Source organism: Streptomyces sp. DSM 106670 (assembly GCF_055792845.1).
In genome coordinates this window covers 147,995-171,537 of record NZ_CM147704.1, presented here as the reverse complement: position 1 = coordinate 171,537, position 23,543 = coordinate 147,995, and the positions used below count along the sequence as shown (strand labels likewise).

19 protein-coding genes are annotated in these 23,543 nt (G+C 73.5%); 4 read left to right on the top strand and 15 right to left on the bottom strand.

The features are described from left to right. Window positions 1-54 precede the first annotated feature (54 nt). The 3 genes from ACSMXR_RS00790 to ACSMXR_RS00780 form a co-directional block, all read right to left on the bottom strand. On the bottom strand, window positions 55-1,206 hold the full coding sequence (locus ACSMXR_RS00790) for an FAD-dependent oxidoreductase (RefSeq protein WP_473170946.1): 1,152 nt from the start codon (window positions 1,204-1,206) through the stop codon (window positions 55-57). Between the two features lie 50 nt (window positions 1,207-1,256). Further along, complete coding sequence (locus ACSMXR_RS00785) at window positions 1,257-1,952, bottom strand: TetR/AcrR family transcriptional regulator (RefSeq protein ID WP_473170945.1); 696 nt, start codon at window positions 1,950-1,952, stop codon at window positions 1,257-1,259. Between the two features lie 103 nt (window positions 1,953-2,055). Continuing rightward, window positions 2,056-2,733 (bottom strand): TetR/AcrR family transcriptional regulator, encoded by a 678-nt coding sequence (locus tag ACSMXR_RS00780; protein ID WP_137231175.1) that lies wholly within the window; start codon window positions 2,731-2,733, stop codon window positions 2,056-2,058. Between the two features lie 117 nt (window positions 2,734-2,850). Between ACSMXR_RS00780 and ACSMXR_RS00775 the strand changes: the two genes are divergently transcribed. Next, entirely contained in the window at window positions 2,851-3,777 is a 927-nt protein-coding gene (locus ACSMXR_RS00775; RefSeq protein WP_473170944.1) for an SDR family oxidoreductase, read from the top strand. Between the two features lie 51 nt (window positions 3,778-3,828). Here ACSMXR_RS00775 and ACSMXR_RS00770 read toward each other — a convergent pair whose 3' ends face one another. After that, on the bottom strand, window positions 3,829-4,275 hold the full coding sequence (locus ACSMXR_RS00770) for a hypothetical protein (protein ID WP_137231179.1): 447 nt from the start codon (window positions 4,273-4,275) through the stop codon (window positions 3,829-3,831). Window positions 4,276-4,412: 137 nt separating this feature from the next. Between ACSMXR_RS00770 and ACSMXR_RS00765 the strand changes: the two genes are divergently transcribed. The 3 genes from ACSMXR_RS00765 to ACSMXR_RS00755 all read left to right on the top strand — a co-directional run bounded on the left by ACSMXR_RS00765 (window position 4,413) and on the right by ACSMXR_RS00755 (window position 9,298). Continuing rightward, entirely contained in the window at window positions 4,413-5,309 is an 897-nt protein-coding gene (locus tag ACSMXR_RS00765; RefSeq protein ID WP_473170943.1) for an oxygenase MpaB family protein, read from the top strand. Between the two features lie 48 nt (window positions 5,310-5,357). Further along, window positions 5,358-7,586 (top strand): serine/threonine-protein kinase, encoded by a 2,229-nt coding sequence (locus ACSMXR_RS00760; protein ID WP_473170942.1) that lies wholly within the window; start codon window positions 5,358-5,360, stop codon window positions 7,584-7,586. Window positions 7,587-7,678: 92 nt separating this feature from the next. Further along, on the top strand, window positions 7,679-9,298 hold the full coding sequence (locus tag ACSMXR_RS00755) for a phytoene desaturase family protein (RefSeq protein WP_240805856.1): 1,620 nt from the start codon (window positions 7,679-7,681) through the stop codon (window positions 9,296-9,298). A gap of 9 nt (window positions 9,299-9,307) precedes the next feature. On the opposite strand, the gene ACSMXR_RS00750 is transcribed toward ACSMXR_RS00755, so the two are convergent. The 11 genes from ACSMXR_RS00750 to ACSMXR_RS00700 all read right to left on the bottom strand — a co-directional run bounded on the left by ACSMXR_RS00750 (window position 9,308) and on the right by ACSMXR_RS00700 (window position 23,456). Then, the gene (locus ACSMXR_RS00750; RefSeq protein WP_473170941.1) at window positions 9,308-10,282 is read right to left on the bottom strand and encodes an acetylxylan esterase; all 975 of its coding nucleotides are present in this window, start codon (window positions 10,280-10,282) and stop codon (window positions 9,308-9,310) included. Between the two features lie 4 nt (window positions 10,283-10,286). Next, complete coding sequence (locus ACSMXR_RS00745) at window positions 10,287-12,704, bottom strand: polysaccharide lyase 8 family protein (RefSeq protein WP_473170940.1); 2,418 nt, start codon at window positions 12,702-12,704, stop codon at window positions 10,287-10,289. 59 nt (window positions 12,705-12,763) lie between these two features. Beyond that, entirely contained in the window at window positions 12,764-13,912 is a 1,149-nt protein-coding gene (locus ACSMXR_RS00740) for an SGNH/GDSL hydrolase family protein (RefSeq protein ID WP_473170939.1), read from the bottom strand. Then, the gene (locus ACSMXR_RS00735; protein ID WP_473170938.1) at window positions 13,909-14,988 is read right to left on the bottom strand and encodes a DUF1565 domain-containing protein; all 1,080 of its coding nucleotides are present in this window, start codon (window positions 14,986-14,988) and stop codon (window positions 13,909-13,911) included. Before ACSMXR_RS00735 ends, ACSMXR_RS00740 begins: the two co-directional genes overlap by 4 nt. Further along, window positions 14,985-15,602, bottom strand: coding sequence for a hypothetical protein (locus ACSMXR_RS00730; RefSeq protein ID WP_381854137.1), 618 nt, complete (start codon window positions 15,600-15,602; stop codon window positions 14,985-14,987). The genes ACSMXR_RS00735 and ACSMXR_RS00730 overlap by 4 nt, the downstream gene beginning before the upstream one ends. A 63-nt stretch (window positions 15,603-15,665) precedes the next feature. Continuing rightward, a complete protein-coding gene (locus ACSMXR_RS00725; RefSeq protein WP_473170937.1) occupies window positions 15,666-17,651 on the bottom strand; it encodes a hypothetical protein in 1,986 nt (661 codons plus the stop codon). Between the two features lie 3 nt (window positions 17,652-17,654). Beyond that, window positions 17,655-19,448, bottom strand: coding sequence for a heparinase II/III domain-containing protein (locus ACSMXR_RS00720; RefSeq protein ID WP_473170936.1), 1,794 nt, complete (start codon window positions 19,446-19,448; stop codon window positions 17,655-17,657). Then, window positions 19,436-20,200 carry an SDR family NAD(P)-dependent oxidoreductase gene (locus ACSMXR_RS00715; RefSeq protein WP_473170935.1) on the bottom strand — a complete coding sequence of 255 codons (765 nt, stop codon included), beginning with the start codon at window positions 20,198-20,200 and terminating at the stop codon, window positions 19,436-19,438. Before ACSMXR_RS00715 ends, ACSMXR_RS00720 begins: the two co-directional genes overlap by 13 nt. Window positions 20,201-20,299: 99 nt before the next feature. Then, window positions 20,300-21,226, bottom strand: a complete 927-nt coding sequence (locus ACSMXR_RS00710; RefSeq protein ID WP_137231199.1) for a carbohydrate ABC transporter permease — start codon at window positions 21,224-21,226, stop codon at window positions 20,300-20,302. Further along, on the bottom strand, window positions 21,213-22,178 hold the full coding sequence (locus tag ACSMXR_RS00705; RefSeq protein ID WP_308342439.1) for a carbohydrate ABC transporter permease: 966 nt from the start codon (window positions 22,176-22,178) through the stop codon (window positions 21,213-21,215). Before ACSMXR_RS00705 ends, ACSMXR_RS00710 begins: the two co-directional genes overlap by 14 nt. Window positions 22,179-22,190: 12 nt before the next feature. Then, a complete protein-coding gene (locus ACSMXR_RS00700; RefSeq protein WP_137231203.1) occupies window positions 22,191-23,456 on the bottom strand; it encodes an ABC transporter substrate-binding protein in 1,266 nt (421 codons plus the stop codon). Window positions 23,457-23,543 lie beyond the last annotated feature (87 nt).

Genomic DNA, 23,543 nt, shown 5'->3' with positions numbered 1-23,543 from the left:
ACGACGAAGTCGGTATCGATCCATAACCCCGAGACCCGGCACGGCCGGTCGTGGTCAGTGCTGTTCGCCGTCGAATCGCGCGAACATGTCGATGAGCGGCTGCGGGGCGCGGGGGTCGAAGATGACCTCGAGTCCCTCGGCGGACTCCCGGGCCGTGTCCTCGGCGCGCGGGAACATGATCTCCTCGTAGGCGGTCAGCGCCGTCTCGGTGTCGCCGGGGTGCGCGGCCAGGCAGCGCCCGAGGTCCGCGCCGTCGATCAGGGCCAGGTTGGCGCCCTCTCCGGCGAACGGAGACATCAGATGGGCCGCGTCGCCGAGGAGCGTGACGCCCGGGGTCCGGGGCCAGCGGTGACCCGCGGGCAGGGCGTGGATGTGGCGGGGTACGAGCGGGCCGTCCGCCGCGTCGATGAGATCGCGCAGGGCGGGCGCCCAGCCGTCGAAGTGCTTCGCGAGGATCGCCTTCGCCGCGTCGGTGTCGGTGAAGTCGACGGTGCCCAGCCAGCTTTCGTCCGCGCGCAGCGCCACATAGATGTGCAGGCTGCCGTCCGTCTCGCGGTGGCCGAGGAAGCCTTTCTCCTCGCCGAGCGCGAAGAACATACCGCCGCCGATCAGCCCGGCCGCCCCGGGGTGGCGTACGTCCGCGTCGTTCAGGTCGAGTTCGACGAACGAGACGCCGGTGTACGCGGGGGTCGCCGGGGACACCAGAGGGCGGACGCGCGACCACGCGCCGTCGGCGCCGACGAGCAGATCCGTGGTGAACACCGAGCCGTCGGCCAGCACGACCTCGTGCCCGCCCCCGTCCAGCGGACGGCAGGACACCGCCTTGGCGTTCCAGCGCACGGCGCCGTCCGGGAGCGAGGAGAGCAGCAGGTCCCGCAGGTCCCCGCGGTCGATCTCGGGGCGGCCGCCGCCGCCGTCGTCCGGCTCCTCGCGCCGGACGGCGCCGTGCCGGTCGAGGACGCGCATCGCCTGGCCGCCGGGGTGGACCCGGCCGGCGAACTCCTCGTACAGGCGGGCTTCGCGCAGGGCCGCCTGGCCGGTCTCCTCGTGGATGTCGAGCATGCCGCCCTGGGTCCGCGCCGCCGGGGACGCCTCCAGGTCGAAGACGGTCGCGTGGACGCCGTGCACGTGCAGGACGCGGGCGAGGGTGAGACCGCCGAGTCCGCCGCCGATGACGGCGATCGGGTGGTGGGGGGTGGTGGCCATGGTGCGGGTCCTTTCGCGGGGGCGGCCGCCGTCCGGTGGGGGGAGCCGGGTCAGGCGGGATCGCGCGGGGTGGTGAGGGCGCCGTTGACGACCGCGTGGAACAGCCAGCGCAGACGTTGTGCCGGGGTTCCGGACATCAGGTCGTCGCCGAGGGCGGCGATCCGGGGATGGGTGTCGGCCGGTGCTGCGCGCAGGGCCTCGGCCAGGGCGTTCCACTCCTCGCCCGCCGAGGCGCTCTCGTCGCGGGCGGAGTGCTCGGCGGCGGTCGCGGTGGCCACCTGGAGCAGCAGGTCGACCCCCCACGCCGCCTGCCCGTCGGGGACGCCGCCTTCGTGGAGGAGAGACAGGATCCCCTCGACCAGGGCGAGGTAGTGGGTGCCGGACGGGCGCACCACCAGCGCGGAGTGCGCGAGGCTCGGGTGTTCGAACAGGACGCCCGTGTACGAGACGAGCACCGAGGCGAGCCGGTCGCGCCAGTCGCCCGGACCCGTCACGGGGCCCAGGTCGACCGCGCCGAGGAACTCCTCCAGGATCGCCGCGTGCAGGTCGGCGGTGCCGGAGAAGTAGACGTACAGCGAGGCCGGTCCGGTGTCGAGCTCCTTCGCCAGCCGCCGCACGGTGACACGCTGCAGCCCCTCGGACCGCATGATCCGTACGGCCGCCGTGACGATCGCCCCGTGACTCAGGGCGGGCTTCGCCGGACGCTCCCGGCGGCTCCGGGGGGCGGGAGAGGAGGAAGGGGTCATGCCACCACCGTAACGAACATGTTCGTTACGAACAAGTTCGTTCGCGACCGGCGGGCGCTGCGGGGCGGTGCGGGTGCTGTGCGGGTGCTGTGCGGGGCGAGTCTCAGGGGCGGGCGAGGACCCCGGTGAGCAGGACGGCCAGCGTCTCTTCGAGCGTCGCGGTGAAGTCGAGCCGCAGGGCCGCCAGCGAAGGGTCCGCCTCGTAGGCCGCCAGCATCGCGGCCGAGGGCTGGGCGTGCGTCCAGATCGCGCCGGTCACCAGGAGCACCCCGGCGGCGAACCGTCCCGCGCGGTGCTCGTCCAGCTCCGGCACGCGCTCGCGTACGAGCCGGGCCAGCTCGGCGACGTTCGCCAGGGCGGCGCGCTTGTAGGCCGCGGCCACCTCCGGGGATACGTTGCGCTCCAGGACCGCCGCCTGGGCGCTGATCAGATCGCAGAGCACCGGGCGGGCGGCGAGCGACGCGGCCAGGGTCGCGGCCACCCGGTCCGTGCGCTCGGCGGCCGGGGCCCCGGCGTCCACCGTCGCCGCGAACTCCGCGTCCAGGCCGGCCAGCCAGTCGCGCTGGGCGCTGCCCAGCAGCTCCAGTAGTACGGCCTCGCGGGACTCGAAATAGCGCAGCACGTTCGACTTCGCCAGCCCCACCCGCCGGCTCAGCTCGTTCAGGCTCACCTGGGCCACGGGCAGCTCGGTGAGCATCGCCGCCGCGGTGTCGAGGATCGCTCGGCGGCGCACCGCGCGCTGCTCCTCGCTGCGGGCGCGCTGGAAGGGCGTCTCTGTCATACGGACACCTTACAGACCCTCGGTCTGTTGTTATCGGACCGGTGGTCTGCTAGCGTTTTCATCAAGAGACCGCCGGTTCTTTATCGGCGGGTCCAGTCTGTCGTGAAGGAGTCCGCCATGTACGCCGTTCCGGATCAGAGCGGGAAGACCGCCGTCGTCACCGGAGCCAACAGCGGCACCGGAAAGGAGGCCGCCCGCCGGCTCGCCGGGGCCGGAGCGCACGTCGTCATGGCGGTCCGCACCCCCGCCAAGGGCGAGCGAGCCCGCGCCGAGATCCTCGCCGAGCACCCCGGGGCCCGGATCGAGGTCCGTCGCGTCGACCTCGCGGAGCTGGCATCCGTCCAGGCGTTCGCCGACGGGCTGATCGCCGACGGCGTCCCCGTCGACCTGCTGCTCAACAACGCCGGGGTGATGGCCCCGCCGACCCGGATGACCACCGCCGACGGCTTCGAGCTGCAGTTCGGCAGCAACTACCTGGGCCCCTTCGCGCTCACCGTCCGGCTGCTCCCGCTGCTGCTCGCCGCCCCCGCGCCCCGGGTCGTCACGATGAGCAGCGGCACCGCCGCCTACGGCCGGATCCGGTTCGACGACCTCCAGTGGGAGCGCCGCCGCTACAGCGCCAATCTGTCCTACGCGCAGTCCAAGCTCGCCGACCTGATGATGACCCGGCAGCTGGCGGACGTGGCCGCCGAGCGCGGCTGGGAGCTGCTGAGCACCGGCGCCCACCCCGGGTACACCCGCACCAACCTCCAGACGGCGGGCGCGAGTCTGGGCCGGGACAAGCCCAAGCGCTCGATGCTCAACTCGATGAACATCCTGCCGTCCCAGCTCCCCGAGCAGGGCGCCGAACCCCTGCTGTACGCGGCCACCGCCGCCGACGTCGCCCCCGGCAGCTACTACGGCCCCGGCGGACGCTTCGGACTCGTCGGTCCCACCGCCCCCGCCCGCATCACCCGCCGGGCCCTCGACCCGGCCGCCAACGCCCGGCTCTGGGCCGCGTCCGAACGGCTCACCGGAGTGTCGCTGCCCGCCCACGCCGCCTGACCCGATGCGCGGGAAGCGGAAGGACCCCGCAGGACCCGGCCGGACCGTGCGTCAGGACAGGTCCTCGCGGCCGAACCACGAAGGAACTTCCGGCACATCGGCGTCCCACGCCTTCGGCGGTTCGGGCGGCGGCGGAGGCGTCCGGCGGCGCACCGGGGCCGGTGCGGACGGTTCCGGTTCCTCCTCCGGGGCGGGCTCCGGCGCGGCGGACGGCTCCGGGGCCGCACTGTCCAGGAGCTGCTCGGCCACCGTGAACCGGCAGTGGAAGCTCTGCCAGGACCCGTCCAGGACCAGCAGGAAGCCGTCCTGCTCCCGGTAGATCCGCCGGCGCCGGGGACTGAACGGATGGGTCGGCGCATAGGTCTCGGCGCGCACCCGCAGGGCCTCCCACGCCTCCTCGCGGGTACCGTCCACATGGCCCAGCACATCGGCCGACCACATCCGGCGCTGCCCCCCGAATCCGAGATTCTGCTCCACGATCAGCCCCCACCTGGGCATCGTCCCCCGATCGTCGTCCGTCCCACCTTGCCGGAAGCACCCTGCCGCAAGCGCGCTTCCCCGGCGTACCATTGTTCCCGATCTTGTACGCGTACCGGCACCGCCCCCGTGCACCGCTGAGCCGGAGGTACCCGCGGATGAACGACACCTCGCCCGGACGGCCCGATCCGGGGCTCTTCGGGCCCCGGTCGGTCACCTGGCAGATGCACGGCGACCCGATGATGTGGATCGCGGGCATCCGCGCCCTCTACCTCCAGGCACTCCACCCGCGCGCCGTGCGCGGGGTCACCCAGAACAGCGACTTCCGCCGGGACGCCTGGGGGCGGCTCCTGCGCACGGCCTCCTTCGTCGGCACCATCACCTACGGAACCACCGACGCCGCCGAACAGGCCGGCGCCCGGGTCCGCCGGATCCACCGCGGCCTCAAGGCCACCGACCCGGACACCGGGGAGACGTACGGCGTCGACGAACCGGAGCTGCTGCTCTGGGTGCACTGCGCCGAGGCCGACTCCTACCTCCAGGTCCAGCGCCGCTCCGGCTTCCCCCTCACCGACGCCCAGGCCGACCGGTACATCGACGAACACCGCACCGGCGCCCGCCTCGTCGGCCTCGACCCGGACCGGGTGCCCGCCACCACCGCCGCACTCGCCGCCTACTTCGAGCGCGTACGCCCCGAACTCGCCGCCGGGGCCGAGGCGGCCGACGTCGACGACTTCCTCCGCAGCCCGCCCGTGCGCCCCTGGCTCGTCCCGGCGCGCGCCCTGCTGTGGCGGCGCGTCGCGGCCCTCGCCTACCAGTCCCTGCCCCCGTACGCCCACGAGCTGTACGGCAGACCGGCCCCGCCGCCGGCCGCCGTCGACCGGCGGCTGCGCGCTGCCGGCGCCGTCCTGCGCGCGATCCCGGACCGGGTGCGCTGGCAGCTGCCGCCCGGTCATATCCTCGGGGCGATGGCACGGCTGGGACCCGGCAGCCGCCCCGCCGCGTACAAACTCCGCGGACCGGCCGCCATACTGGACGGGCCAGGGAGGGCATAGCGCCAGCAGCGGGAACAGCGGGGAACAAACGGGGGCGGGAAGCGGCAGATGGCGGACACCAGGCTGATCCAGAGCCGGTACCGACTGCTCGAACTCATCGGGCGTGGCGGCATGGGCGAGGTGTGGCGCGCCCGCGACGAGTCGCTGGGCCGTCAGGTCGCCGTGAAATGCCTCAAGCCCATGGGCCCCCAGCACGACCGGGCGTTCACCCGGATCCTGCGCGAACGCTTCCGGCGCGAGGCCCGGGTCGCCGCGTCCCTCCAGCACCGGGGCGTCACCGTCGTCCACGACTTCGGCGAGCACGAGGGCGTGCTGTACCTCGTCATGGAACTGCTCGACGGGCAGAACCTGAGCCAGCTCCTGGCGGACAACCAGCAGCACCCGCTGCCCGTCGACCATGTCGTCGACATCGCGGAACAGGTCGCCGACGCCCTCGGCTACACCCACCGCCAGGGCATCGTCCACCGCGACCTCAAGCCCGCCAACATCATGCGGCTGACCGACGGCACGGTGAAGATCTGCGACTTCGGCATAGCGCGCCTCGGCCACGACATCGGCATGACCTCCCGGCTCACCACCACCGGCCTCGCCATGGGCACCCCGCACTACATGTCGCCCGAGCAGATCAGCGGCAAGGAGGTCGACCACCGCAGCGACCTCTACTCACTGGGCTGTGTGCTGTACGAAATCGCCACCGGCGTACCGCCGTTCGACCAGGAGGACGCCTGGGCCGTCCTCGTCGGACACCGCGACACCCCGCCGGAACCGCTGCGCACCCACCGGGCCGAGCTGCCCGGCTTCCTCGACCGCGTCGTCCTCGACCTGCTCGCCAAGGCCCCCGACGAGCGGCCCGTGGACGCGGGCGACCTGCGCCGCCGCATCGTCCTCGGCCGGACCGGGGAACAGCCCGCGCTCGGACCGGGCCCCCTCGCGCACTCCGGACCCGCCCGGCCACCGGCCCTGCCCGCCTGGACCCGGACCATGACCGCCGGTCACCGCGCGTTCGGCGCGAGCGACCCCGTCGCCGAACCGCCCGACCCGGCCGCCGCCCTGACGGGCCAGTGGACCACGGCGGCCTCCGGCGCCACCGCCCCGCACGCCCACACCTTCGTCTCGCTGACGGCCCCGGAGCCCGCCCCGGACCTCCTCGCCGCACTGGAGGGCCGGCACAGCGCGGGCATCGACCTCGGCCGGCTGGGCCGCTGGGAGGAGGCGGGCGAGGTGCACCGAGAGGTCGCCGCCCAGCGCGACCGCGTCCTCGGCCCGGACCACCCCGACACCCTCGCCAGCCGTTACGAGATCGGCCTCACCCTCAGCCGTACGGGCCGGGCCGAGGAAGGGCTGCGCGAGTTCACCCGGGTCGCCGAGGGCCGCGAACGGGCCCTGGGCGCCGAACACCCGCAGACGCTCGCCGCCCGCCAGGCGACCGCCCACGCCCTGGGCCGCCTCGGCCGGCACGCCGAGGCCCACCAGGTGTACGAGGCGGTCCTCGCCGTCCGCGAACGCGTCATGGGCCCGGACCACCCCGACACCCTGCGCTGCCGCCACAACCTGGCGTTCAACCTCTGCCGGCTGGGGCGGCCCGAGGAGTCCTGGCGAGTGGCCCGCGAGGTCGCCGAGGCCCGCGCCCGGCTGCTCGGCCCGACGCACCCCGACACCCTCGCGACCCGCTACGAAGTGGCGTACACCCTGGGCCGGCTGGGCCGCTGGGCGGAGGCGCTGGAGACCTACCAGGACATCGCCCGGGCCCGGGCGAGCACCCTCGGGGCCGACCACCCCGACACCTTCGCCGCCCGCTACGAAGCAGGCATCAGCCTCGGCCGGCTCGGCCGCGACGGCGAGGCCCTGGAGCTGTACCGGTCCCTGGTCGCCGACCGTACCCGGACCGCCGGGGAGGCCGACGCGGAGACGTTGCGCGCCCGCCACGGCCTCGGGGTCAACCTCGGGCGGCTCGGCCGCTGGGAGGAGGCCCTCGCGGAGGCGCGCGAGGTCTGCGCGCTGCGGGAACGCACCCTGGGACCCGACCACCCGGACACGGTGATCAGCCGCCGGGAGGTCGCCGCCGGGCTCGGCTGGCTCGGCCGGTGGAGCGAGGCGCTGGTGGCGTACCGCCAGGTCGCCGAGGCGCGCGCCCGGGTGCTGGGACCCGACCACCCCCAGACGCTGGCGGCCCGTGACGACGAGGCGCACTGTCTGGCGCGGCTCGGACGGCCGCCGGAGGCCACCGGCGGCGTCCCGTCGATCGCGGCCGGGGCCGACCGGCCGGACACCCCCTAGGGCCTGTCCGGGGCCGGCCTCCCGCCGCTTCCGCCGACGGCAGCCTCCCGCCGCCTCTGGCCGGGACGGACGGCGGCGTGTTACGAAGGTGCATGCCCGCACCCCAGACACCCGCACCCCGCACATCCGCAGGTCAGCCCGCCACCCGGGAGTCCTCAGGGCCCGGCGCGCCCGCCCGGGACCGCTACGACGCGGTGATCGTCGGCGGCGGCCACAACGGTCTGGTCGCCGCCGCCTACCTCGCCCGCGCCGGACAGTCGGTCCTCGTCCTGGAACGTCTCGGCACCACCGGGGGAGCGGCGATCTCGACCCGCCCCTTCGCCGGGGTCGACGCCCGGCTCTCGCGCTACTCGTACCTGGTGTCCCTGCTGCCCGACAAGATCGTCCGCGATCTCGGCCTGGACTTCGCCGTCCGCAAGCGGACCGTCTCCTCCTACACCCCCGCCGTCCGCGACGGACGCCCCACCGGGCTGCTCGTGGCGGGCGAGGGCACCCGGGAGTCGTTCGCGGCGCTCACCGGCGGCGAGCGGGAGTACGCGGCGTGGCAGCGGTTCTACGGGATGACCCGGCGGGTCGCCGAGCGGGTCTTCCCGACGCTCACCGAACCGCTGCCCGGCCGGGACGCGCTGCGCGAGCGGATCGACGACGCCGACGCCTGGCGGATGCTCTTCGAGGAGCCGCTCGGCGTCGCCGTCGAGGAGAACTTCACCGACGACCTGGTGCGCGGGGTCGTCCTCACCGACGCCCTGATCGGTACGTTCGCCGACGCCCACGACACCTCGCTCCTCCAGAACCGGTGCTTCCTCTACCACGTGATCGGCGGCTCCACCGGCGACTGGGACGTCCCCGTCGGCGGCATGGGCGCGCTCACCGACGCGCTGGCCGGAGCCGCCCGCGCGGCGGGTGCCGAGATCCGCGTACAGCACGAGGCGACCCGGATCGAGACGGACACAAGCGCCGCCGAGGTCACCGTCCGCACCCCCGAAGGCGAACACGTCGTCGCCGCCCGCCGGGTGCTCGTCAACGCCTCCCCGCAGGCGCTCGCCGCCCTCCTCGGCGACACCCCGCCGCCGCCCGCCGAGGGCGCCCAGCTCAAGGTGAACATGCTGCTCACCCGGCTGCCGAAGCTCCGCGACCGGTCCGTCGACCCCCGGCAGGCGTTCGCCGGGACCTTCCACATCGCCGAGGGGTACGGGCAGCTCGCCGATGCCTACCGGGACGCTGCGGCCGGCCGGCTGCCCGCCGCTCCGCCCTCCGAGATCTACTGCCACTCGCTGACCGACCCGTCGATCCTCGGCCCCGAGCTCGTCGCGCGCGGCTACCAGACCCTCACCCTCTTCGGTCTGCACGCCCCGGCCCGGCTGTTCGCCGCCGACAACGACGCCGCCCGCGCGGCCCTGCTGAAGGCGACCCTGGCCGAACTGGACGCGCATCTGGAGGAGCCGGTCACCGACTGCCTGGCCCTCGACGCGAACGGCGAACCCTGCATCGAGGCCAAGACCCCGCTCGACCTGGAGCGCGATCTGCGGCTGCCCGGCGGCCACATCTTCCACCGCGACCTCTCCTTCCCGTACGCGGAGGAGGGCACCGGGCGCTGGGGCGTGGAGACCGCGCACGCCAACGTCCTGCTCTGCGGGGCGGGCGCGGTGCGCGGCGGCGGGGTCAGCGGCGTCCCCGGCCACAACGCGGCGATGGCCGCGCTGGGCCGGTGACACCGTGGCTCAGGCCCCGAACACGCCCCGCAGCGCACCCAGCTTGCGCGGCAGGTCGTACTCCGCCCCGCCCTCGTGCCCGTTGTACGGGAACACCTCGATCTCGGCCTCTCCCGCGTAACGGTGGTAGGCGGCGAACACCGTGGAGGACGGGCAGACGCGGTCCATCAGCCCCACCGAGAACCACGCGGGAGCGTTCGCGCGGGCGGCGAAGTTGACCCCGTCGAAGTAGGACAGGGTCTCCATCGCCTCCTCGATCCGGAAGCGGTGCCCCGACAGCCAGCGGGCTATCTCCGCGTACGGTCCGGTGTCCGTGATCTGCGAGGCCCGCCGGTAGTGGCAGAGGAACGGCACATCGGCGACGGCCGCCGACACATCGTCACGCAGCCCGGCGACGGCGAGCGCGAGCCCGCCGCCCTGGCTGCCGCCGAGGACGGCGACGCGCTCCGCGTCCACCGCCTCATGGGCCTTCGCCGCGTCGACGGCCCGGACCGCGTCGGTGATGAGCCGCCGGTAGTAGTGCCGGTGGGGGTCCTCGATGCCCCGGGTCAGAAAGCCGGGTGAGGACGAACCGTGGCCCTCGGGCCCGATGTCCGGGGTGTCGGCGGTGTTCTTGCCGCCGCCGCCCTGCCCCCGGTTGTCCATCACCAGGTGCGCGTAGCCGAAGGCGCTCCAGGTCAGCCACGCGTACGGGATGCCCCGGCCGCCGTTGTACCCGATGTACTGCACCACGGCGGGCAGCGGCCCCGAACGCTGTTTCGGCAGCAGCAGCCACGCCTTCACCGGCTGCCCCTCCCAGCCCCTGAACGTCACATCGAGTACGTCGACGGTCGCCAGGCCCGTCCCGTACGGCACGAACCGGGCGTCGACGTCGTGCCGGGCCGTCTCCGCGAGGGTCTTCGCCCAGAAGGCGTCGAAGTCGGCCGGTTCCTGCGGCTCGGGGCGGTACTCCCGCAGCCGCTCCAGCTCCATGTCGAACAGCAAGGCTCTAGCTCCTCTTCAGGGTGAGGTCGAGGGTCGCGCCGTTCAGCCCCGAGGTGTCGGCGGTGATCCGGATGCCGCCCGGCGTGCGGGCCGCGCTCACCCGGGGGCCGCCCGAGGCGAGCGTCAGCCCGCGCCCGGCCAGTTCGACCACCACGGTGGACCGGAGCTGGGTGGGATCGGACAGGGCGATGCCCACGGTCCGATCCTTCGGGCGCACCAGGACGGACGCCGGACCGTCGCAGCGCAGCTCGCGCGCCGAGCCGGCCCGCCAGAAGTTGGCCGCCAGCAGCCCGTCCGCGCCGCGCCGCACCGCGTGCACGGCGGTCGAGTCGGCGACCAGCTCCACCGGCGGCGCGGCCGACAGCAGCCGGGTGCGCCCGGCGGAGGCGGCGGGGAGCTGGAGGTAGTAGTAGCCGGCGCCGCTCGGGGCCGGGCCGTGGTCGTGCCAGAGCGTCAGGTACGGGCGGGTGACCGGGGTGTCGGTGCCGTACTTGAGGTTGATCTCCCGCCAGGTCGCGGTGCGCTCCTCGCGCAGGGCGCGTACGGAGGCGGGCCTCGGGAAGACGTACCCGCCGGTTCCGGCCAGGTGCAGCCACCGGACGTCCGTCAGTCCGGCGGACCAGCCGGGAGCGTCCGGGGCCGCCGTGCCGTTGACCAGGAGCGCGGCCCGCGGGTCGCGCAGCTTGCGGTTCTCCACCACGGTCTCCGCGGTCCCCGCATCCGCGGTGATGCCGGAGCCGACACAGGCGATGACGTCGTCGAGGCAGAACCAGCTCTTGAGCCCGTGCAGCGTGCTGCCGAAGGCCCGCAGCTCCATCCCGTACGCGCCCAGCGTGGTGCCCGGGAGCGCGGTGCCGCCGGCCCAGTCGGCGGTGCTGGTGGTGCGCTGCCCCGCCGCGTCGGCCGGACGTCCGGCGAGGACGGTGGTGCCGGGCAGCCTCTTCGGATCGACGGTGGGCCAGTAGTCCTCGCTGTAGTGCCCGAGATCGTCGGTGTACAGCAGCACCATCCCGTCCGAGAGATGCCAGCCGTGGAGGTTCTCGTTCTGGATCGACTCGTAGTTGTAGATCCGGGTCGAGTACGCGGAGATGCCGAGCCCGAACGCGGGGCGGTGGTGGGCCGCCTTGTCCATCCGGGGGTGCTGCCGGTGGGCGACCAGCGGGCCGCGGGCCGGGACGGCGGAGGCGATCGCCCGCTGCGCGGCGACCAGCGAGGCGAGGTCCGTCGCGGCGAGGAAGTCGCGGTAGCCGTCCTCGGCGATCCACTGCTTCACCAGCGCCGTGAACCGGTCCGCCGGCTCGCCCGGGAAGCACGGGATCAGCCGCAGCACCGCCTCGATCACCGTCTGCGCCGAGGCGTGCCCCTGCTTGCTCGGCCGGGCGATCTCCCGCCCGCACACCGACGCCATCACATCGCCCCGGAACATCAGCGGGTCGAAACCGTCGTCCACCCAGCCGCGCACGTTGTCCAGATCGGGGTCGGTCACCTCCCACGCCGTGCCGGCCAGCAGATTCAGCAGCCGGGACAGATTGCCCAGCAGCTCCTTGCCGTAACCGCCGTTGTACGGGTGCTTGTAGTGCTGGAGGAATGAGCCGTCGGACGAGAAGCCCTCGCCCGTGCCGGCCGCCGCGCCGCCCGTGTCGTTGAAGGCCAGGACGCTGTTGGCGCCCGAACCCTCGACGTCCGAAAGAGCGTCACGGACCCGGGCCAGCGCATCGCCGTCGCCGCGCAGCACCGCGTTGACGGCGACCACGGTGGAGACCCACACCCGGTTGGCGCCGGTCGCGATCTGCCGGTCGGCCCGCCACAGGTTCGGGTCCGGCGTGTAGTGCCGTACGGCGGCCGTGACCCGCTCCAGGCGCTCCGCGCCCAGCTCGTCGTGGAGCAGCACCGCCGTGTCGCCGAGCGCGAGCGCCGCGCCTATCTCCCAGTCCCAGTCGTTGTCGAACCGGGTGTGCTCGGGGCCGTAACGGTGGGTCAGCATCCAGTCGACGCCGCCCAGCAGTGCCGCCAGCAGCGCCGGGTCGCCGTGCTGCGGGGTGCCCGGGACCGCCCAGGCGGTGGCCGCCGTCGCCAGCCGTTTGCACGACGTCGTCACATGGTTGGAGAGCGTCGTGCTGGTCAGGTCGGGGAACAGCCCGTCCGTCCGGGTCGGGTCCAGGCCGGTGGCGGCGGTGGCCCCGGCCCGCCCCACCCGGGCGACGGCGGCGGCGATCCGCTCGTCGTCCCGGTCGAGGTCCGGGCCGCCGGTCAGCAGCGTGTGCCAGCGGGCGCGCAGCGCCGCCGCGTCCGGCGCCCCGGTCCGGGCGGTGCCGGACGCGGCGCGGGCCGGGCCGGCGAGGGCCAGGGGCAGCGTGGCCGCCGCGCCCAGGGCGGCCGCACCGGTCAGGACGGTGCGCCGGGTGGTGCCTCGGTTCGTCATGTCGCCTCTCACGGAAGGTGTCGGCTCACAGAAGGTGTCGGCTCACGGAAGGCCTCGGCTCACAGCAGGTGTCGGCGGTCGACGGCGGCGGCGAGCGCCGCGTGACCCGACGGGCCCGGATGCAGACCGTCGCCGCTGTCGTGCGCGGGAAGCATCCGGGAAGGGCGGTCCGGGTCGCGCAGCGCGGCGTCGAAGTCGGCCACGCCGTCGAAGATCCGCCCGGTGCGCACGGCCCGGTTGATCCGCTCCCGGACGGCGTCCAGCTCCGGCGACCAGCGGGTCCACCCCTCGAACGGGGTGATGGTGGCGCCCACGACCCGCAGTCCGGCGCCCCGGGCACGCAGCGCCAGCTGCCGGTAGCCGGACAGCACCGGGTCCGGGCCGCTCTGACCGGGCGGCTGCTGGAGGTCGTTGACGCCCAGGTGCACGAGGACCGTCCGGAGCCCCGGCAGCCCGAGCACATCGCGGTCGAAGCGGGCCTGGCCGCCGGGCCCGAAGCGGACGTCGTCGAGCAGCAGCCGGTTGCCGCTGATCCCGAGGTTGGCGACGGCCGAACCGGGCAGCCGCCGCGCCAGCTGGTCGGGCCACCGCAGATCGGCGTCGTCGGGGGTGCCGACGCCCTCCGCGATGGAGTCGCCGAACACCGCGACCACCGGGCCGCGCGCCCCGGTGGTCTCCACCCCGGTCAGCAGCAGGACCGACCGGGTGCGCACCCCGTCGACCGTGTGCCAGGCATGGGTGTTGCGGTGGAAGGAGAGCGGACCGGTCGGGCCGGGGACCCGCGTCCGCACCTCCAGCCGCGCCCCGTCCGCCACCCGCAGCCCCGCGACGGGGTCGCTGGTCAGACTCGCGCCCGCCGCCAGCCACTCCTGGCTCCGCCCGGCGAAGGTCACCGGCCGGCCGTCCGCCGTCACCGGCCCGACCAGCACCGGCGCGGCCCCGAAGGTGTTCGCGTACCGCAGCCGGACCGCTCCGCCGGCCGACAGCCGCAGCAGGGCCGTGCAGTCGCCGTCGGTGAGACCGGCGTACGCCACCGGATCGGTGGGTGTCGGCGCGGTCTGGGCGGTGGCCCAGGACGTCGTCCAGCGTGAACGTCCGGGGCCGGTGGCGCCCGCCGCCCGCGCCTCCGTCGCCGTGGCGGCGACCGCGGCGGCTCCGGCTGCCGCCGCGTACAGAACCCCGCGTCTCGCGGGCCCCCGGGCGGTCACGGGCACACACCGGTCGGGTCGTAGGAGCTGCCGTAGGTGCCCACGGCGTCGCCACCGGTGTTGCCGCTCATGGTGTTGGAGCAGACCGGGCCCTGCGGGGTGCGCATGAACTTGATGCCGCCGCCCGCGTTGCCGGTGATGGTGTTGCCGTAGACGGAGGTCGCGGTGCCGTCCGTCGCGGTGTCACCGCCGAGCCGGACGCCCGCGCCGACGTTGTCGTGGACGGTGTTGTAGCGGAAGATGTTGCCGCTGCCCCGGGCGTCGAGCCCGCCGGAGCTGGGGTCGCGCTGGCCGCTGCAGTCGTTGTGCTCCACGTAGTTGTTCGTCGCGTTCTCCTTCACGTCCACGCACTCGTTGCCCCGCGTGACGATCGTGTTGTGATGGATGCGGTTGTTCCGGCTGACGTCGGCCGCCGCGTCCGGGGCCCCGTTGGAGCCCTGCTGCTCGGGGGCCGTGCCGAGGTAGATGCCCTCGCCGTTCTTCCCGCCGCCGTCGAACACGAAGTCGGCGACCCCGCAGTCGGTGATGGTGTTGTCGTTCACCTCGGCACCCGTGACGAGATAGCGCAGCCGCAGGCACTCGTCGGCCGCGTTCTTGAGGGTCATGCCGGTGATGCGCAGACCGCCGACCCCGTTCCCGGGGGTTGTGCTCATGACATAGATGAGTTTGAGCCGGTAGCCCGACACGTCCGAGGCCGAGCCGTGCAGCCCGTCGACGGTGAAGCCGCTGAGCGTCGTGCTGTCGTGCCGGACCTGGATGATCCGGGCCTCGCCCGCGCCCTTCACCACGGCGTTCGACGGACCGGTGATGGTGACCCCGGCCCGGGCGGTCACCACGTCCTGCCGGTAGGTGCCCGGGGCCAGGTGCACCACCGCGCCCGCCGGGGCCAGATCCACCGCCTTCTGGATCGTGGCCAGCGGGGCGCCCGCCGACGTACCGGCGTTGGCGTCGCTGCCGGACGGCGACACGTAGTACGCGCTCGCCGCCGGGGCGGCGGCCGACGGTGTCGTCACGAGGAGCGGGGCGAGGCCGGCGACGAGCGCGGCGGCCAGGGCAGTGCGCGGAACACGGCTCATGAGGTGTGCCTCCTGGGATCGGCGAAGGACAGGGCGAGCAGGACCGGAACGCTCGGGCCGAGCAGCAGCGGCCCCAGCGGTACGACGAGGGAGAGCAGGACGGCGGAGACCACCGCGCCGAGCAGGGCGGTGCCCCGGGCCGGGGACCCGAAGCCGAGCGACAGCGCCCCGGCCGACCAGCCCCGGACACCGCCCTCGGGCGCGCGGCCCGCCTCGGCCGCGAGCGCCACATGGTGGATCACGAACGCCGCCGCGATGCCCACCTGCGCGGCCAGCAACGGAAACGTCCACGCCTCCGAACGGCCCAGCAGATACGCGGTGTTGGCGGCCAGCACGACCGCGGCGGCCGTGGACAGCAGACTGTGGCGCCACAGCGCGCGCCAGTACCCGCCGAAGGCGGCCAGCGTGTTGGCGAAGCAGCGGCTGTCCCCGTCCACCCGCCACCGCTGGAGCGCACGGCCCATCGCGGCGAGCGCGGGCAGCCAGGTCACCACCCCCAGCGCCAGCAGCGTGAACGCGGCCCCGGCGGCGGCCGGATAGGCGATGAACTCCAGCCGGCGCAGCAGCGTCGGCCAGCCGGACGGAGCGGCCTCCGGAGCGGGCGGCGGGGCCACCGCCCCGGGCAGAGGCGCCGGAGGCGCCAGAGGCGGCGGAGATGTGAGAGGTGTCCCCATGAGCTACCCGACCTTTCCGGTGTACGGCTCCGTCACGTCAAGGAGTACCCGGCCCGCCAGCTCCAGCCGGGTCGCCGCCACGACGTACGGGGCTCCGCCGGCGGAGAGCAGGACGGCGGCGGCGTCCGCCGAGAGCCCGTCGCCCCGGACACGGCGGTCGACGGGGGAGAGGAACACGCTCTCCTCGCCGTCCGCGAACCGCACGCCGTGCCCCTCGGCCGACTCCGCCCCGGCGACCGCGCACGCGGCGTCCGGCGTGATGGCGGTGAGGAACAGGCCCGTACGGGAGGCGGCGGTGGTCACGTCCAGCGTGTGCAGGGTGCGTACGAGCCGCAGTTCCGGAGTGCTGGACGTCGGATTGGCCTCCACCTCCGTGACCCCGGTGCGCACCGACGCCTCGTCCGGGGCCAGCCGCCGCACCCGCGCGGTCGCCTCCCCGGACCTGATCAGCCGGGAGCCGTCGGCGTGTTCCTCCGTCGGCCGGTCCGTCCGGAGCAGGAACGTCCACGCGCGTGGTTCGTCCGCCTCCGCCAGGTCCAGCAGCACCAGCCGCCCCGCCGGGGTGAACACCAGCGTCCGGTCCAGCCGGCGGACTCCGAGGGCCGGGTCGTACATCGCGGCGATCTCCGCCGTGGCGTGCGCCCACCCCTCCTCCTCGCCCACCAGCACGTCCCGCTGCCGGGCCTGCCGTTCGAAGGGAATCCCCTCGTAGACGTGGTAGCGGTCCTCGTCCGCGTACCCCTGCCCGTCGACCAGCAGCAGATTGTGGTGCGCCGCCCGCTTGCGGTTGCTGTAGCCGTCGTCCACGGCCAGGAACGCGCCCTGCGACAGCAGGACGAAGGAGCCCGAGTCCGGGTGGTGATGACCCTGGTTCAGGGTCTCGTGACCCAGCTCCGCCCGGTGCTTCGCGCTCGTCTCCCAGGCCCGGTGGCCGCCGCCCGGACTCGCCTTGAACGAGACCGCGGTGGCGTCGTCGCCCCAGCCGGTGCGGGCCGCGAGCAGCCCCAGATCCGGGAAGAACGCCCGGGTGGCGGTGGGCCGGGCGGGCGCGACGGCCGGGTCGTACCAGAGGTATTCGAGGTACGCCTCCGGCAGGATGCCCGGCCGCACCCCGCTGTGTTCCGCCTCCGCCCACAGCAGCTCGCCCGAGGCCAGATCGCCCAGCCACTGCGCCTCGGCGATGCCGTACTGAGCGGCCAGCCGGTAGTAGAGCGCGGCGCTGTGGCCGCTGCGCCGGTCGTGGCAGTCGCCGTGGTCGACCGTGAACGCGAAGCCGGGCGCGCTCTGGTGCAGCCGGTAGCCGAAGGTGTTCGCCATGAAGCCTCCCCGGTCCCACCAGTCGACGCCCTCGGCCTCCGCCAGCAGATCCAGATGGATCGCCAGGAACGGGACTCCGTAACGCCAGTAGACGACCCCCTCCGCGTGCGAACCGTCCTCGGGCATCACCTCCAGCACCGTGGCGAGGTTCGACTTCGCCCGTTCGGTCCACTCCTCCTTGCCCAGCACATAGCCGGCCGTCGCCAGACCCGCGTAGCAGATCCAGTTGTGGTTCTGCCAGTACGAGGACGACCACCAGCGGCCCTCGCTCGCCACCGCGAAGTCGTACAGGCGACGCCCCTGGAGCAGCAGCTTGTACCGGAGCAGCGCGCCCACGTCCTCCGGCAGATCGTCGCCGATCCAGCGCAGGGCGAGCGCCAGATGGTGCAGCAGCCAGCCGGCGTCCAGGTCGTGGTCGGGCATATGGGCCCGGCCCCAGTGCGGCAGCCGTACCGCCGCCTCGATCCAGCGCATGCTCTCCGCCAGATCGGCCGGATCGCCGCCGACCCGGTAGGCCAGGGCAGGGTTCGACGCGGCCGGGCCGAGCCAGGTGATGCTGGCCATCGGATGGGTGCGGGGCGGGGTCAGGGCGCGGTGCCGGGCCGCCTCCTCGCGCACCCGGGCCTCCTGCGCGGGGCGCGGACCGGGCGGTGGGGTCGCCGAGAGCAGCACGGCTCAGCCCTCCGTCCGGAAGCGGGCCGTCGAACCGTCCGCCAGTTCCACGGTCAGCTCACCGCCGTCCAGCCGTACGTCGCTCACCGCGGGGCCCGCCGAGGCCGCCTGGTAGACCGAGGCGAAGACGGTGTGCGCGGCTTCGGCCGTGAAGTCGACCCGGGTCCGGGTGCGCTGCGGGTCGTCCGCCGGACCGGGGCCCGGCAGCGTGAGCGGGCGCACCGGCACTCCGGCGCTCTGCGTGTGCCAGCCGTGCAGCGTTTCGTCCCCGTACCAGGTGGTGCGCACCGGGCCCGCCGCCTGCACCTGGACGTCCAGCGCGGTGCCGGGCCGCAGCTGGGCGGTGACCCGGGGGTTCTCCCGCCCGGTGACCTCCACCGTCAGCAGGTCCACCAGATAGCACGGGCCGACGGTCACCCGGCGGACCGCCCGGACGCCCTCGTACGCCTCCGTCACCTCGGCGGTCACCGACACGGCGTCCGCCGCGGTCAGCGCACCGGCGCACTCGGCCTGCTCGGCGCCGTCCACCCGGAACGCGGGGTGCGCCGCCGTCGAGGTGTACAGATCGCGGAACTCCGGGTGGGCGTAGGGCACCTGCCCCGGGTCCGGCTGCCACGCGGTGGTGTCGCCGTACAGATACAGCGAGAGCTTGTCCCGGTGGCCGTGCGACCCGCCGTGCGGGCCGAAGTCCACCAGCGCGTGGATGCCCGCCGCCCGCAGCACCGCGTACCCGGTCGAGGGAAACACGGTGACCGGGTCGGGCGCGGCCCGCCGGGGGAGCGGCGGACCGGCGAACCAGCCGCCCAGCTCACGGTCCAGGGCGTCGTCCGCGTCGCCGAGCTCCGCCCGGACCCGGTCCGCCACCACCGCCAGCGCGTCCGACGGCACCGACTGCTGGGCCAGCGCGATCAGTTCCAGCCACTCCAGGCCGAGGGCGTTCCGCCGGTAGGGGCCGTCGTGCAGCGCGGGCAGCACACCGCCCGGCGTCGCGACGGCGGCCAGCACGTCCGTCATCCCCGCCAGCACGCCCACCACGTCGGCGGGCAGGGCGGAGGGGACGGTGGAGCGCAGCGCCAGCAGCGCCGCCCGCAGCACGAAGCCGTGGTAATAGGTGCTGCCCTCCCACTCCCAGCCGTCGTCCGCGACGGCCGCCCGCAGATGCGCGTACAGCCCGTGCTCGCCCTCCAGCCAGCACCCGGAGCCCTCCCAGGCCTCCTCCCGGACGGCCGCCGCCGCCCGGCCCGCCGCGACACCGGCCGCGTTCAGCCACGCCGTGTAGTTGGAGGCCAGCTGCCCCTGGGAGATCAGCACCTCCCGGGCCTCCAGCGCCGCTTCCTCCAGCGCCTCCAGCAGCGGCAGCACCGCCGCCAGGTCACCGGCCTCCTTCTCCGCGAGCGTGAGCACCGCGTGCCCCACGTTCACCGCCCAGATGGCGTCCGTCAGCGCCTGGTGGAAGAGCCGGCCGCGCAACATCCAGCTCTGGGCCTCGCCGTGCCGGCCGGCGGCCAGTTCGGCGTACAGGCCCGCGTACTCGACCAGCCGCTCCACCGCCTCCGCCCGCTCGCCCCGGTGAGCCAGCACCCGCAGTCGCCGGGCCCAGGCCTGGTGCGAGAGGACCAGCCACGCGCCGCGCACCGCCTCGGTGTCCACCCGGCAGCCGTGCGCACACCGCGCACCGCCCTCGGGAAACACCCCGGCCAGGAGATCGCCGTGCTCCAGCTCCACCCCGTGCGCCGGACAGATGTACGCGTGCCACCAGCCGCCGCGCTCCCGCGCGATCCGCCTCAACGCGGCCATACGCCACCGTCGATGTCCATCGTGGTCGCGGTGAGGAAGCCCGAGGCGGGCGAGGCCAGATGCACCACGGCGGACGCCACGTCCTCGGGGGTGCCGGCCCGGCCGACCGGGATGCCCGCCTCCATGGCCTCCTGCGCCGCGGGCGCGGTGAAGGTGTCGTGGAAGGCGGTGCCCTTGATGAAGCCCGGCGCGACCGCGTTGACGGTGATGCCGGTTCCGGCCAGCTCCTTGGCCAGTCCCTTGGTGAAGCCGCGGATCCCGGCCTTGGCGGCGGCGTACGCCACCGAGCCCGGGCCGCCGCCGTTGTGCGCGGCGAGCGAGGACATGGTGATGACGCGTCCGGCCGAGGACCGCCGCAGATGCGGCAGCGCCGCCCGCACCGTGCGGAACGTCGAACTCAGGTTGGTGGAGATCACCCGGTCGAAGTGTTCGTCGGTCATCTCGGCGATGGTCGCGCGGCCGACGAGGTGACCGGCATTGCAGACCAGGACGTCGAGTCCGCCGAGGAACCCGGCCGCCTCCTCGACCAGCCGGTCCACCTCCGCGCTCACGGTCACATCGGCGGCGAACGCCTTGGCGCGCCGGCCGAGCGCCTCGATCGCGGAGACCGTGTCGGCGGCCCGGTCGGCGGAGGAGTGGTAGTGCACGGCGACATCGACGCCGGCCTCGGCCAGCGCGAGCGCGATGGCGCGGCCGATGCCGTGCCCCGCCCCCGTGACCAGCGCACGGGAGCCGTGAAGATCAGCAGACATGGGTGAAGCCCTTTCGGTTTCCGGCCGCGGCGGGCCGGGGGCCGGTCAGGTGGGACCGGCGGTTCACGTGGGACCGGCGGTTCACGTGGGACCGGCGGTTCACTTGAGACCGGCGGTGGCGAAGCCCTGCACGAAGTAGCGCTGGCCGATGAGGAAGAGGAGCACCATGGGAAGGGTGGCGAGCGTGGTGCCGGCCATCAGGTAGTGCCACTGAGTGCCGTTCTCCGTCTTGAAGACGGACAGCCCGACCTGGATGACCCGCAGGCTGTCCGTCCGGGTCACCAGCAGCGGCCACAGGAAGTTGTTCCAGGACGACTCGAAGGTCAGCAGCGCCACGGTGGTGAGCGCCGGTTTGACCTGCGGCGTCATGATCCGGGCGTAGATGCGGAACTCGCCGAGGCCGTCGAGGCGGGCCGCCTCCTCCAGCTCCACCGGCAGATCGAGGTAGAACTGGCGGAAGAGGAAGACCGCGAACGGCGTCACCGCGCCGGGGATGATCAGCGCCCACCAGGTGTCGAGCCAGCCGCTCCCGCCCTGCCCGAGGATGTCGTTCCCGCCGGCCAGCGGCATGAAGCGGACGATCAGGAACTCCGGCAGCACCTTCGTGTACGTCGGGATCATCAGCGCCGCGATGAAGAGGTAGAAGATCACCTCGCTGCCCCGGAACCTGATCCGGGCCAGCGCGTACCCGGCCATGGAGGCGACCAGCACGTTCAGCACGGTGTGGCTGAAGGCGATGATGAAGCTGTTGCGGGCGTAGGTGGCGAACGGGGCCGCCTCGAACGCGTCGACGTAGTTGCCGAACTGCCAGCTGCTCGGCAGGAGTCCGGCGTCCTGCGAGGCGATCTCCACCGGAGACTTCAGCGAGGTGAGCACCATCCAGACGAACGGCACCACCATCAGCAGCGAGATCACCGAGAGCGTGAGATAGAGCGCGATCCGGCCCGGGGACACCGGCCGCCGGCCGTCGCGTCCGCGCTTCACGGTGCTGACGTCCACCGGCTTCCGCGTCTCAACTGTGGCCACGGGTGCCTCCCATGATCCGCCGGTTGACCAGGGTGAAGCCCATCAGCAGCACGAACAGCACCAGGGACTGGGCGCAGGCGTATCCGACGCGGAACTCCCGGAAGGCGGACTTGTAGATCTCGTAGGTCATCATCGTCGTGCTGTTGGCGGGGCCGCCGTCGGTGAGGATGTAGATCTGGTCGAAGGACTGGAACGCGCCGATCATCGACGTGATGAGCACGAAGAACGTGGCGGGCTTCAGCAGCGGCAGCGTGATGGAGAAGAACTGCCGGACCTTCGAGGCGCCGTCCACCGACGCCGCCTCGTACAGCTCCCGGGGAAGCGACTGGAGCGCGGCGAGATAGATGAGCATCTTCATGCCGATGCCCTGCCAGATGCCGACCAGGATCACCGAGGGCATCGCCCACCGCGTCGAGGACAGCCAGGCCGGACCGTCGATGCCGATGAACGACAGCAGCGCGTTGAACAGGCCGTTGCCCGGGTTGTAGATCCACAGCCAGACCAGCGCGATGGCGACCGTGGCCGTGACCTGCGGCAGGAAGACCGCGGTGCGGAAGATGCCGCGGGCCTTGAGCCCGGTGTGCAGGGCCAGCGCCAGCAGCAGGCCCAGCAGCATGCCGAACGGCACGGTGAAGAAGGTGTAGACGACGGTGTTGACGATGGACTTGCGGAAGACCGCGTCGTCCAGCATGTCCCGGAAGTTGTCGAGCCCCACGAACTGCGGGGCGGTCAGCACGTCGTACTTCGTGAACGCCAGGACCACCGCGGCCAGTACGGGCAGGCCGATCCAGAGCGAGGCGTGCAGCAGCGCGGGCGCCACCATGAGCATGCCGGCCCGGCGCCGTCGGCGTCCGGGGCCCGTCGGGGTCCGGCGGGTGCGCCGGGGCGGCGCCGGTTCAGGAGGTGCGGGCGGCCGCACGGGCCGCGCCTTCAGTACGGATGTCGCTCCCACGGTGACGGGTCCTCACATCCGGCCGATGGCGGCCTCGGCGAGCCGGCCGAGTTCCGCGACGGCGTCCTTCGCCGACTGGCCGCCCACGATCGCGGGCTCCAGCGTCGGCTTGATCTTTTCGCGGATCTCCATCCAGGCGGCGGTGCCGCCCTCGGACGCCGCGTGCTGGAGGTTCTTCAGGGAGAGGTCGACGAACCGGTTCTCCTTGACGTACCCCGTGTCATTGAGATCCCGCAGTCCGGGCACCGAGCCGCGCTGCCGGGCCGCGCCGAGGATCGATTCGGGTGTGGCCAGGTACTCCACGAGCGCGCGGGCCGCCGCCGGATGCCGGGAGCTCGCCGACTGGGTGACCAGGGTGCCGCCCTGGAGCATCGCGGGCCTGCGGTTGGCCAGGACGAACGCGCCGAGCTTGTCCTCCTCGATCAGCTCCGGGTTCTGTTCCTTGACCTGGACCCACAGCGCGCTGGTCGTCATCATCATCGAGGCCCGGCCCGTCTGCACGTTCGACGGCGCTCCGGCGTCGGTCTTGCGCGCGTAGTCCGCCGAACCGTCGGCCACCAGATCCTTGAAGAACTGCAGCGCCTCCACCCCGCGGGCGTCGGTGAACAGCACCTTCCTGCCGTCCGCGCTGAACAGCTGACCGCCGTTGGCGAAGAGGAAGGTCTCCCAGCACTGGCGCAGATCGATGGAGAAGGGGTCGAAGCCGACCCGGCCGTTCTTCGTCAACTGCTTGGCGACGGCGCGCAGTTCGGACCAGTTGCCGGGCGTCCTGCGGATGCCGGCCTCGGCGAAGTGGTCCTTGCGGTAGACCACGATGCGGGTGTCCAGCACGACGGGCAGGGCGTACAGCCTGCCGTCGTGGCGGGAGGGTTCCAGCACCCGCTTCTCGTAGTCGTGGGCCTTCGCCAGCTTCTCCGGCAGTTCCGCGATCGCCCCCTTGGCGGCGAACGGCGGGATCCAGCCGACGCCCATCATCAGCACGTCGGGCAGCAGGCCGCCCGCGAGCCCGGTGGTGATCTTCTCGTTGAGCTGGGCGTACGTGGTGTAGTCCACGTTCACCTTGACGTCCGGATACTTCTTCCGGAACCCGCCCAGCGTCTCGCCCTCCAGGAGCGTCTTGCCCTTCGCGCCCTCGTAGATCGGGGTGAGGAGGGTGATCTCGCCCTCGGCGGGACCGTCGGCGGAGCCGGCCGCGGAGGTGCCGGTGCCGCAGCCCGTGAGCGCGGCGGCGGTGCCCGCACCGATGGCGGCGAGCAGCGACCGTCTGTTGAGTTCCATGAGCACCCCTTTTGAGGTGGAGTCTGTGGATCGATCCAGTGAAGAGATCCCGGCCATGGCTGGGATGTACTGGTAAATCGATGCACT